The organism is Fischerella sp. PCC 9605, assembly GCF_000517105.1.
Lineage (GTDB): Bacteria > Cyanobacteriota > Cyanobacteriia > Cyanobacteriales > Nostocaceae > PCC9605.
On record NZ_KI912149.1, the window covers coordinates 677,985 to 690,778 of the forward strand.

Consider the following 12,794-nt stretch of genomic DNA (forward strand, 5'->3'; position numbering starts at 1 on the left):
AACAAATATAAAATCTTTTCTGATGTCAACTGATTTATTATCAAACTCTACTACTTTCGGTATTGGTGGGGTAGCTAAAGAATATCGGTGGAACTGGGAAAACCAGCAATTGCGTACTGTTTATGAAAGTCTTGGCAATGGTTCACCGCTATTGCTACTCCCTGCTTTTAGCACTGTTTCCACGCGAGAGGAAATGAGTGGACTAGCCAAGCTACTCGCTCCCTACTTTCAAGTTGTAGCTGTAGATTGGCCTGGATTTGGCGAATCTTCGCGTTTATCTGTAAATTACAAACCTGCTTTATATCAACATTTTCTCGAAAATTTTGTCACCTCTGTATTTGATACTCCAATCGCAGTGGTTGCTGCTGGTCACAGTGCAGCTTATGTTCTGCAATTAGCGCAGAAAAATCCATCTGTATTTTCACGTATAGCGTTAGTAGCCCCAACTTGGCGCGGTCCTCTACCGACAATGGGTGTAGACCGACAAGTAGCGGGGATGGTAAGGGATATAGTGCGATCGCCTATTTTTGGTCAAATCCTCTACAAGCTCAACACTGTACCATCTTTTTTAAGTTTCATGTACCGTCGCCACGTCTACGTAGATGCTGCGAAGTTAACGCCTAGCTTCATTGACCATAAATGGCACAATACCCAACAATCAGGAGCTAGATTTGCTCCCGCTGCCTTCGTCACTGGTAATCTTGACGCCGTACACAATCAAGCTGAGTTTCTAGCACTAGTTCAGGATTTGTCTGTGCCAGTGATGGTAGTAATAGGAGAGTCTTCTCCTGGTAAATCCCGCGCTGATATGGATGCTTTGGCAGCTTTAAGCGGAGTGCAAAAAGCTGTTCTTCCCGGTTCGTTGGGAATGCATGAAGAATACCCAGAGGCTGTAGCAGAGGCAATTGCACCCTTTTTAGGAATTGCTACTGTCACTAAATAATCATGCAGCTACAATCAATTTTTATGCACTCCCTTCTTAGGAATGGGGGAAGTCCTCCAATGCGCTGCCTCCCCTACTTGCAGATATGTGCATGAGTGCTTAAATTGAAAGTGATTATCATTTGAAATGCAAGAGGCATTTGGGATATGGTCAGTGCTGCGACGACAGACGTAGTTCCAGTAACAGTGCTCACAGGCTATCTGGGAGCGGGAAAAACAACTCTGCTCAATCGCATCCTCACCCACGAACACGGCAAGAAAGTTGCCGTGATTGTGAATGAATTTGGGGAAGTGGGTATCGATAATCAACTAGTTATCGATACGGATGAAGAAATCTTTGAGATGAACAACGGCTGTATCTGCTGTACAGTGCGCGGCGATTTGATTCGCATCATCGGCAATTTGATGAAGCGCCGTAATAAATTTGACCATTTAGTGATTGAAACTACTGGGCTAGCTGACCCCGCCCCCGTGATTCAGACATTCTTTGTCGATGAAGATATGCGGGAGCAGTTAGAGCTAGATGCGGTGGTAACAGTGGTAGATACCAAGCACATTTGGCAGCATTGGGAAGCGGACGAAGCACAAGAGCAAATTGCTTTCGCTGATGTGATTTTATTGAATAAAACTGATTTGGTGACACCAGATGTGTTGGATGAGTTAGAAAAGCGGATTCGCGGTATGAATGCGATGGCAAAAATTCACCGTACCCGCAACGCCGAGGTCGGAATGGATGCGCTTTTGGGCGTGAAAGCGTTTGATTTGGATCGCGCTTTGGAAATTGACCCAGATTTTCTAGGGGAAGATGCCCACGAACACGATGAAACCGTGTATTCTGTGGCTTTAGTTGCAGAAGGTGCATTAGATGGGGAGAAATTAAACAGATGGCTGGGAGAATTGTTGCGAACCCAGGGGCCAGATATCTTCCGCATGAAGGGCATTTTAAATATCGCGGGAGAAGACGATCGCTTTGTCTTCCAAGGGGTGCATATGATCTTTGAAGGCAAGCCCGATCGTCCTTGGAAAAGTAGCGAAACTCGGAAAAACGAATTGGTATTCATCGGTCGCAACCTCGATGAAGCCAAACTCAAACAAGATTTTCTCGCCTGTATAGCGTAAATCAAGATGGGGAGATGGGGAGATGGGGAGAAAGAAGAATTCTTTTCTCTCCCACTCCTCCACTCTCCCACTCCTCCACTCCCCCACTCTCCCACTCTCCCACTCCTCCAAAACCATGAATCCTTCAACTCTCAATTCCAAAGAATTTGAACAGCACTTTTGCGGGACGCTTTCAGACTATGTGACTGCGATCGCCTGGTCGCCACAAAATACAATCCTAGTTGCAGCTTCTGCGGCTGGGGAAGTAACGCTGTGGGAAAATGACGAGTTAACAACTTTACAGACTGGCAACGATGCGTCTGTTGACTGCGTTGCTTTTTCCCACGATGGGCAATTTTTAGCTGTTGGCGGACAAGATGGACGGGTGAAAATTTGGCAAAACAGAGAATTAATTGCTACTTTGGAAAATGCCCCCGCTTGGATTGACAAACTGGCTTGGAATCCTATTAGCAACCAGCTTGCTTTTAGTTTGGGACGTTACGTACAAGTGTGGGATGCTGATACTCGTGAGATTATCGTTACCTTGAATTTCGAGTCTTCTTCGCCATTGGGTATTGATTGGCGTAGAGACGGGCAATATCTTGCCATTTGCGGTCATCAGGGAGTTAAGGTATGGAATAGTCAAGACTGGAATGAGGAACCACACATTCTCAATATACCTTCTGTAAGTATTGCTACAGGATGGTCTGCTGATGGTAAGTACCTTGCTTCTGGCAACATGGATCACACCATAACTGTGGTCGAAACCCAACTATTAACTTCTAGCGATGATCCCCAACCTTGGGTAATGCGGGGTTTTCCTGGTAAGATTCGCCAACTCACATGGTCAGACATCATTAATCAAAACGGTTCGCCTCTACTAGCCTGTTCTAGTGTTGATGGTATTGTCGTCTGGGAAAAGTCGCCTGATGAATCTGTGGGATGGGAAGCAACAGTATTAACTAATCATGTGGATGTAATTAATGCGATCGCTTTTGCACCCAACAGCTTTTTACTTGCTTCTGCTGGTACTGATGGTTGGATTTGTCTGTGGAAACAAGCTAAGCAAGTAGCGCAAATTCTCACAGGTGCGTCAGAAGGTTTTTCCTGCTTAGCTTGGCATCCCCAAGGTAAACTCCTTGCCGCAGGTAGTAAAGATGGCGAATTACTCATTTGGTCAAAGGCAACACGAGGTCAAGGCTTTGGGCGAAAATAGCAAACGGGAGGAACAATTATTACTAATGACTAATCAGTAATAATTAGGTATGCTGTAGTAACATAGGGTCTTTGTGTAAATTATGAACGTTATCAAACTGATTTTACTTGCTTGTCCTGTAGTCCTTGCTTCTATGCTGGTGTTTGCAAATCCAGCAGTTGCATCCACTGTCCATTCTGCACCTGTGACAACACAGATTACCTTAGTATCTGCACAACCAATTCATCAATCGATTACACCCAACTTATCTGGTGATTCCAAATCAATCATGGATCAGCTTGGTTGCAATTGTGCCAGTTGTGTGAAGTCCAGACTCCAGATGGAAGGCAAGCTATCACTTTCGAGCTTGTTATAAATTTTACTAGTTATTAAATATCAGTTTAAATTGATACTCCCCTAGTTTAAGACGAAGTCGTAGCTAGGGGATTTTTGTACTTAATATTCACCTTACATCCTATAAGTTAGAAGTTATGACTGCTCACTGGTTTATGCGTTGATGTTATCAAAATGGCATGAAGCACAAACTATCGAGCAATTCATGTATGCTACCTTACGGGAAAGCCTGACAGCATATGGGAATGGTTAGAAAACCGCTACAAGTGTAGTAAGAGAAATAGGTACTCAGCAATTTGAAATTTACTGGCGGACAGATGATGGAAGTACCTGCAAGTCCATCCAAGGTGTTTTGATAGTCATACGTCTGGGACACAAGTGCGGATATCTCTAGATAAGTCTGTTGTTTGGGAGATATCTTCTCAGTAAATAGAGATACCACGGAACTCAAAGCATTTTCTTGGAAAATATCCCCATCTAATAGCTTTGTTTGCCACTGTTCATAGGTCATCAACTGCACTGGATAACCGAGAGCATTGATACTCATCACTAACTTGCGCATGGGCAATGGCTGAGGATTGAGTATGTGAAAGGCTTTCCCAATAGATGCTTTTTGTTTCGACAAGTGGGCGATCGCTCTACTTACATAGTCTACAGGAGTCAAATTGAGGGTGACATCTAAGTCAGGCGCACTCTTGAGATCGATAAAGCCTTTGAGCATTCTAGATATCAGATCGTTGGTTTGAGATGCACCTGTTTGACTATGTCCTACAATCGTGCCTAATCTATAAATACAGGTAGGAATGCCACGTTTCCTTGCTGCCATCACCAATTTCTCAGCTACCCATTTACTTTGGGCGTAGCCATCGGAGAGTCCTTCATAATGATCAAGTTCGTCTGACTCCAAGATCACCTTCATTTCGTGATATGTAGATGATTGGAATACATCCAGAGTAGAGATGAAGTGTACGGGTTTGACTTTGATTTGACTTGCTAATCTCAAGATTTCCTGGGTTCCCAGAACATTGGTAGCTCGTAGTGCAGCGTAGGGATAAATTAAATTAACAAACGCTCCATTGTGATAAATAACATCTATTTCTCTCGCCAACTCACTAAAAAGCTGTTCATTTAGCCCCAAAAACGGTTTTGATAAATCCCCAACAACTGGAATAATTCGGGAATTTAACTCATCATTCCAAAGTAAATAGCGTTCTAAGTTTTGGCGAATTTTCTGCTTGCCTACCTCAGCACTTGCAGCACGAACCAAACAATAAATACTGGCTTTGGGGAACTCTTGGAGTAGTTCGCGCAGTAAAAAAGCTCCAATGAAACCTGTTGACCCAGTCAACAAGAACCGTTGAGGTTCAGTTATAGATTGACTGGAAATAGTATCGGGACGGATTGTCTCATCTAAGCTGGCTTCAGCATATAAATCTGTGGGGTTCCCTCGCCCCTGTATTGCTTCGACAAGTCCAGCTATAGTAGGTGCTTGGAGGAGATTCAACAGAGGCAATTCCACTTGTAAAGTTTCTCGCACCCTAGCCAGCATCTGCACTAATAGTAAAGAATTTCCCCCCAACTCAAAGAAGTTGTCATGTATCCCTACTGTCTCAATGCCTAAAACCCGAGTCCAAATTTGAGCTAGCTGTCTCTCAACTTCGGTATGGGGTGCAACAAAAGCCTCGTTTAAAACAGGTCTGTCTTGATTGGGTGCTGGGAGCGATGATCGGTCTACCTTACCGTTGGGTGTAAGTGGCAAGGAATCCATCAAGACAAAAGCAGACGGAATCATGTATTCAGGCAATTTCGCTTGCAGAAAAGAGCGCAAGTGTGTGAGAGACAATCCCTGAGTTTCGCTTGCAGTTAATGTCAGCGCAGAGCTATTATCTCGCTCAACCATGCCCTCCACGTTAAGTTCAGTCACCAAGTAAGCTACAAGACGCCGATCTCCAGGATTGTCTTCTCTAGCTACAACCACAGCCTCTCTGACGCCTGGGTGCTGGCTAAGGGCTGCCTCAATATCCCCTAGTTCGATACGGAAACCGCGAATTTTTACTTGATGGTCGATCCGCCCGATGAACTCTATCTTGCCATCCGGCAAATAGCGAGCTAAATCTCCTGTTCTGTAAAGACGCTCTCCTGGCTTGTTGCTAAAGGGATTGGGAATAAATTTTTCGCGGTTTAATTCTGGTCGGTTGCGGTAGCCCCTAGCTAAACCATCACCACCAATCAATAGCTCTCCGGGAGTACCGATAGGTATAGGTTTCAATGGCTCTGAGTGGGGATCGACTAAATAGATTTGCGTGTTGTCAATAGGTCTCCCAATTGGCACCCGGTTGTTTTCAGGCTCTACCTTGTAAACAGCCGACCAGATGGTGGTTTCTGTTGGCCCGTACATATTCCAAACAGAGTTAACCAATTCTTGCAGCTGATTTGCCAGTCCTGGGGTTAATGCCTCCCCACCACACAGGATTTTTAGTTGCTTATTTCCTTGCCACCCTGCTGCTAAAAGCAATCGCCAAGTAGCTGGAGTTGCTTGCATAACTGTAGCGCCAGATTCTGCTAGAAGCTTGCTTAGCTGTTCTGCATGACTGGTAACTTCACGCCTTGCTAATACAATCTGAGCGCCCACAATCAATGGTAAGTAGAGTTCTAGACCAGCAATATCAAAGCAGATAGTTGTCACAGCCAGTAGTATATCTGACTCTGTCAGTCCTGGCTGTTTACGCATGGAATTTAAGAAATTGACTACACAGCAATGCTCAATTTGCACGCCTTTGGGTTTACCAGTAGAGCCAGAAGTATAGAGTATGTAAGCTAAGTTTTCAGGATTTACTCCTGTCTTGGGGTTTTCTTTGCTGTGTTGAGCAATGATTTCCTCGTCAACATCAATGCAAACGACTTGCGCTTGATGTTTTGGTAGCTGCTCAAGTAGATTCTTTTGGGTTAATAGCACGCTCAGTTGTGAATCTTCTAAAATCAATCCCAAGCGTTCCTGGGGATATGCAGGATCTAATGGCACATAAGCTCCACCTGCTTTGAGAATGCCTAAAAGCCCAATCAATAGATTTAGCGATCGCTCTAAACAAATTCCTACCAAAACTTCTGGTTCTACATTCAAAGTCCGCAAGTAGTGAGCTAGCTGATTTGCCCGGTGATTCAGTTCCCTATAAGTAAGCTGTTCGTCTACAAAAATTACTGCGACTCGATCGGGTGTCAGTTCTACTTGCAATTCAATCCACTGATGAATACATAAATTCTTTGGATAATTCGCTTGAGTTTGATTCCATTCTTCAAGCAAATGATGCAATTCTGCTGTAGTCAAAAGCGACAAATCTAAGGATTGCTGTGCTAGATTGACCATAAAACTAGTCATTAAAACATCCTCCGGCTCTGGTGCTGCTCCAGGTTCAGTGCAGCCCTTTCTTCAGGAGCCTGAGCCACTAAGTGATTTCTGCTGTAAAACCAGAAGTAGAGAATTGCAATAACCATGAACATAGCAACGCCCCAAGCACCAGGCTGGTAGGCAGGTACAGACAAACAAGCAGCTAGAGCAAGAATTGCAAGGGCAGTACCAACAGCTGCACCCCTAATCCCGAGTGGGCTTTGATAGGAACTTTCTAATTCGGGGCGATCGCTTTTGAGCTTTATATAGCTCAATAACACCAGGATATAGATGATTAATGCCCCAAAAACCGCCATATTCAACATTACATCTTTGACTGGACCCCCTAAAACATCAAGGGTAACTGCACAAACCAATCCAACTACCGTACCCAGAAGTAATGACCTGTAAGGCGTATAAGTTCTACCAGTGACCGCCAGCCAGCGTGGGATGTACCCAGCACGAGCAAGAGAGAAGAATGTCCGTCCATAGGCGTAGATAGTAAAAATGAAGCTCGCAAGCAAGCCACAAGACATTAAGATTGCTGTGGCAAACGTGGCAACGGGGCCGTGACCAAAGTAAGCCTTCAATCCATCTCCCAAGGGAGCGCTCGATTGACCAATAGCAACAGCGCCATCGCCCACGCCAGAGTTCAGTATCAAGGTAAATACTGAAAGGACAACCAAGGTGAACATGGCTGCGATCAGGGAAGCAGGCATATGGCGATACGGATCGCGGCTTTCCTCGGCAGCAAGTGGCATTTGCTCGATCGCCAGGTAAAACCAGATAGCATAAGGAATCGCGGCAAAAATCCCTCGCACCCCTTTGGGTAGCCAGGTTGTAGATTGACCAGGATCGGCAGGAACGTTGAAAAGCAGGCCTATTCTGAACTCGCCCAATATCAGCATATTCACATAGAAGATCGCTAACATCATAATCGCTATCAGCGTGATGAAATGACCTATATTGAAAGTCTGTTCCGTGCCCCAGATATTAATTGCCGTGAAGATACCGTAGATAACCACCCAAACGATATAGGCTGGTATATCAGGAATCAAGGGCTTTAAGTAGCTGGTGACAGAAATAACGGCTACAACTGGAGCAAGTACATTCTCAATAATCATTGCTACACCGCAGACATAGCCCCAAAATGGACCAAAGGCACTGCGAGTGAAGGAGTAAAGCCCTCCCGTATGCGGGAGCATCGTTGACATTTCTGCGAGGCTGTAGGTTAGACATATATACATGACTGCCATTAGGAAGGTAGCAATTGTCATCCCCCAAAAGCCGCCTGCTGTTAAACCAGAGTTCCATCCAGTGAAATTACCTGAGATGACAACGCCGACTCCGTAGCTCCATAACAGCCAAAAACCAACATTTCCTCTTAGTTGCTTCTGCCTGAAATAACTCTCGTTGACGCTTTTATAGTGAACAAAACCCCTCGATATTTGGTGAAACATAGCCTATTTTCCACAAATTAAACAATTGCGCTCAGATATCTCACTCACGCCGCAACTGCTGACGGCTGACATCAGTTCAACCGATGTGTACCTCTACCCTACGGGAATGCCTTACGGTGCACGAGAAGCTGTTACTCTGCAAGAAGCACCCTACGGGCGACTAAGTGTCTACGCCTACGAGATAGTGTGGGGCTTTTGGCGGGTTAAGCTAATTATTTCGTATCACCTGAAGCCCGGATGGCATCAAGGAGATAAGTAGGCGAGCTATGTTTGCTGAACCGTCGTTTAGCTACGAGTAAAAAGTGGATGTTAAAAGAGAATTTGGTATCAGACGATCGCTTTCATGATTCTTCTCACACTCAATCCGGTTTATTTACCCTAGGCGAAGTCCGCACAGGGTCTACGATGGAAAAGGCTAGGCTTTTACTAAAAGACGCAAAAACCGAGAGTCTACACAACACTTATGGGTTCTGGTGGACTTTCTGTGGCTGCGTTCGCTTAAAGCGTTGCGAAGCAGTATTCCGCTCGCCAGGGAAAAAAAGGGTTTATACAAGTTTGGTATTTAAGATAGCGACCGATCAGCTATTATGCAGGCAATGTTATACCAATTTGAAAATTGATTGCGACAGATAGAGCGCTCAATCTGATTACAAGTAAATCTTTCACAATCACGCCACGTCACGCTAAGCACTTTATGGCGGGGAATCATGCACGGCAGTCTCTCCTGGAGTAAACCCCCAAGACCAGATTGCCTCATCACCGCAGTGGCTCAAAAATCCAAAATCTAAAATCCAAAATGGTATGAACTTGCTTACTTGTAAATTTATCCTAGTAATAGTGACAAACTGGGAACAAAAAAGTAGCAAAGTTTAAAACCCTTTTGGGGAGTCAAGAGTCTAGAGTCCAAAACCTATGGGTGGGGACTTAAACTCTACCCAAGGGATGAAAAAAATATGGGTAGGGATTTTTACCCTACCCAATTTTTCTGTTGACTTTTGACTTTTGTTAAAATCACGAAATTTTGGTCTTTACCGTCACAGAAACTGGGTTTTTAGGATGAGTGAATCGATGTTCTAAATTGATAGCTCTTGACTAATGACCAGCAATTAGTTGTGACTCGCTCCTGCTAAGGGAAAAATGATTTCCTCTAGCGTTCGTAGTAATTCTTGCTCGTTATAAGGTTTAGAAAAGTAGGCTCTCGCGCCTAATTGCATCGCTAGTTGGCGATGTTTGTCACTGCTGCGAGAGGTGAGCATGGCAACTGGTATATTTTTAAAATCGTTGTTTGATTTTATACGTCCTAAAAAACCATATCCATCAATGCGCGGCATTTCAATATCACAGATTACAGCTTGGACTTTCAAGCCGTTTTGCAGTTTTTCTAAAGCATCTTGACCGTCTTTGGCTTGTTCTACTTGATACCCTCCTTTCTCCAAAGTCAATGCTAAAAAACGCCGGACATTAATTGAATCATCAACAATTAAGATTGTTCCTTTTTGGTCTCTTGACGAATCTATAGGTTTATCCTCAGATGTGGTGAGGAACACTGTCTTTAACCTAGCTGATGGTAGTTGAGTGCTTCTAGGCGATCGCTCGTTAGCAGCAATCCAATACAATAATTCATTAATATTTACTAACGCCACTACTCGACCATCGCCCAAAATCGTACAGTTATTAAAGCCAGCAGGCAGAGGAATATTTCCTTCGATGCGGCGGATGGCAACTTCCTGTTCACCCCAACAACGGTCTATTTGTATGGCTACTGGTTGATTGTTGCCTTTAACAATTAATACGCTGGCAGCGTTAATTGCAGGGGGAGTTTCTAGGTGAGGGTTGTCGTACCGGGGACAATTAAACTCTAAGTAGCGACCAAGGCGAATCAAGGGTATCATGGTTCCCTGCCAATTGATGACTTCGCTATTCAGCATCGGGAATACATGCTCGCTTTGCAGTAAGAAGATTTCCGAAACTGTATCTGTGGGGAAAGCCAAAAGCATACGATTGCTTTCTACGAGCAGCACTCTTGCTACGGAGAGGGTAAATGGCACTGATAAAGTGAAGGTAGTTCCTGACCCTGGTAAGGTATCCACTTTAACGTCGCCCCGCACTTGTTTAAGATTGCTGCGAACTACATCCATGCCAACACCACGACCAGATAAGGTTGTGACTTGGTCTTTGGTACTAAAACCTGGCTCAAAAATCAGGGATAGCAGTTCTTCATCGCTAGCTTGCGCTAGCAGTGCTGCATCTAACCCCATCGCTAGGGCACGGGCACGAATTCCATCTAGAGAAATGCCTCGACCATCATCTCTGATCGTAATAATGGTGCGATTGCCTTGGTGAGTGGCTTTTATTTCAATCAATCCTTGCTCTGGTTTACCACAAGCACGCCGTGTGACAGCATCTTCGATGCCGTGATCGAAGGCATTTCGCATCAGGTGCATTAATGGCTCATTTAATGCCTCTAAGATGCTGCGCTCAATCAGCGTACTAGCCCCTTCTATTTTCAATTGCACATTTTTGCCAAACTCCACACACAACTCACGCAGGGCCCTTGGAAAGCGATCGACAATATCGGATAGAGGGCGCATCCTTACTTGTGTAAGCTTTCTCTGTAGCTGCTTGGATGTTTTGTTGAACTTCCTGGCAATTTGATCGGTATCGTCTATACTGAGTTGAATGTCAGCAGTAACTTCTTGCACCTGCACAATGGTTTCCATCACTTCTTGCGAGAGCAGGTTTAATTCGTTATACCGATCCATTTCTAAGGCATCAAATTTGCTTTCTATGCCATTTGTCTGATAGTTGTAGTCAGATGCAAAGCGATCGGAACCATTACTAGCTGGCAACGCTAGTGGTGATGCATTGTATGGCATCACGTTCTGAGTGGCGATTTTGTCGTAGGCTGTACGTAGTTCTTGATTTTCTCGCTCTAGAATTTGGACTCGCTGACCGAGATTGCGAATCAGTTTGCGTAATCTTTCTAGCTGCAAGTTCATGCCATTACGCTGGATGATTAGCTCCCCAAACAAGTCATTAATCAGCTCAAGTTGCTTGCTGGGTACTCGGACTGTATTTTCCTGAGTTTCGCGGTCTTTACCAAGACCAATTGACTCTCGTTTGGATTCAACAAACTTGTAATCTGTGGTGGGAATTTCTCTAGAAGTTACCGGAGTAGGCTCTGGCTGTGGTAGATCGTTTAGGGAATTACTATCATCGGCAAAGGCTGCTTCTAGGGCTTCAAAATCGGCAGCAATGATTTCTTCATCGAGCCAGGCTTCTGCTGCAACTTCGGTTTGGAGAAAGTCATTATGATCTGCTGTTGTTTCAGTTTCCAGAAACTGTGGGATGATGAATTCTTGTGTTTCTAACAGGTCGGTTGTTGATTCTGTGGGAACTGTAAATTCATCTAGTTCGATTTTTGTTGGTAAGCCTTCTAGTTGATTTGTTAGCACTAATGCTTGCGATCGCCGCCACGCTGACAAAGCAGCAAGAGCAATTTGTTCAATTTGACTGGAATCAGCAGTGTCTAAGTGGTTGGCAATTGATTCACACAGTTGAGTAAAAGCTGATAACTGGAGCATTTCACCCAAACCACCCAACTCAGCTGCCATTATGGCTACTTCTTCTTTCAAGCAAGGCTGTTGGCTATCTGCTAACACAGATTCTAGGCGCTGCAAACATCCCTCTACCTCAGTTTCAAAGAGTAAGGGTATAATATTTTGCCCATCATCTTCTGGTGAAAGTATAGTGGTAGCGTCTTCAGGAGTTGGATCGCCCAAACGCTGATGCAGTTCTTCAAAAACTGGGTAACAAAAGGTATTTAACCACTGCTCGTCTACTGTATTTCCTTCTGAGTGCAATTCCACTATCTGCCGCAGCCAATCAATTCCAGATAGTAGTAAGCTTTGCAATTCCGTGTCAATTTCTAAAGAGTTTTTTCGTGTTTTTAAGACTTTAAAAGAATCTTCTAAACGGTGCGCCAAATCCGAGAGAGCGCGAAATCCCATCATCCCCGCACCACCTTTGATGGAGTGGGCAGATCGCAGTGCAGCGTTAATTTTTTCTGGAGCGATGCGATGATTGGTCTCGATTTCCAGTAATATTCCCTCTAATGTGTTGAGATAATCTGTTGCTTCCTCCAGAAACTGCATCTGGATTTCAAATTCTTTGTCCTTTGACATAGCTGTTGTCCTTAGTCATTAGTTATTAGTTATTAGTTATTAGTTAGTGGTTAGTAGTTGGTAGTATTTTGTTGGTGGTTGGTGGTGAGCCAGCGCGCTCCAAAGGGGGTTTCCCCCATGAGTGACTAGCGAACCCGGAGGGTTGGTCGTTGTTTGAAATCACAAACAACAAACAA

General features: G+C 44.4%; 8 protein-coding genes. 5 read left to right on the plus strand and 3 right to left on the minus strand.

Features of this window, described 5'->3' with window-relative positions; genetic code table 11:
* Positions 1-22: 22 nt before the first annotated feature.
* The 4 genes from FIS9605_RS0117880 (at position 23) to FIS9605_RS0117895 (ending at position 3,611) form a co-directional block, all read left to right on the plus strand.
* Complete coding sequence (locus FIS9605_RS0117880) at positions 23-943, plus strand: alpha/beta fold hydrolase (protein ID WP_026733828.1); 921 nt, start codon at positions 23-25, stop codon at positions 941-943.
* A 146-nt stretch (positions 944-1,089) separates the two neighbouring features.
* Positions 1,090-2,061, plus strand: coding sequence for a CobW family GTP-binding protein (locus tag FIS9605_RS0117885; protein WP_026733829.1), 972 nt, complete (start codon positions 1,090-1,092; stop codon positions 2,059-2,061).
* Positions 2,062-2,176: 115 nt separating this feature from the next.
* Entirely contained in the window at positions 2,177-3,256 is a 1,080-nt protein-coding gene (locus FIS9605_RS0117890; protein WP_026733830.1) for a WD40 repeat domain-containing protein, read from the plus strand.
* An 82-nt stretch (positions 3,257-3,338) separates the two neighbouring features.
* A complete protein-coding gene (locus tag FIS9605_RS0117895; protein WP_026733831.1) occupies positions 3,339-3,611 on the plus strand; it encodes a hypothetical protein in 273 nt (90 codons plus the stop codon).
* Between the two features lie 195 nt (positions 3,612-3,806).
* Here the strand turns inward: FIS9605_RS0117895 and FIS9605_RS0117900 are convergent, their stop codons facing one another.
* Positions 3,807-6,965 carry a non-ribosomal peptide synthetase family protein gene (locus FIS9605_RS0117900; RefSeq protein ID WP_231510392.1) on the minus strand — a complete coding sequence of 1,053 codons (3,159 nt, stop codon included), beginning with the start codon at positions 6,963-6,965 and terminating at the stop codon, positions 3,807-3,809.
* The gene (locus FIS9605_RS0117905) at positions 6,965-8,434 is read right to left on the minus strand and encodes an amino acid permease (protein ID WP_026733833.1); all 1,470 of its coding nucleotides are present in this window, start codon (positions 8,432-8,434) and stop codon (positions 6,965-6,967) included. The genes FIS9605_RS0117900 and FIS9605_RS0117905 overlap by 1 nt, the downstream gene beginning before the upstream one ends.
* 25 nt (positions 8,435-8,459) lie before the next feature.
* Between FIS9605_RS0117905 and FIS9605_RS42790 the strand changes: the two genes are divergently transcribed.
* The gene (locus FIS9605_RS42790) at positions 8,460-8,693 is read left to right on the plus strand and encodes a hypothetical protein (RefSeq protein WP_155960454.1); all 234 of its coding nucleotides are present in this window, start codon (positions 8,460-8,462) and stop codon (positions 8,691-8,693) included.
* Between the two features lie 847 nt (positions 8,694-9,540).
* Here FIS9605_RS42790 and FIS9605_RS0117910 read toward each other — a convergent pair.
* On the minus strand, positions 9,541-12,618 hold the full coding sequence (locus tag FIS9605_RS0117910) for a hybrid sensor histidine kinase/response regulator (RefSeq protein WP_026733834.1): 3,078 nt from the start codon (positions 12,616-12,618) through the stop codon (positions 9,541-9,543).
* Between the last annotated feature and the right edge of the window lie 176 nt (positions 12,619-12,794).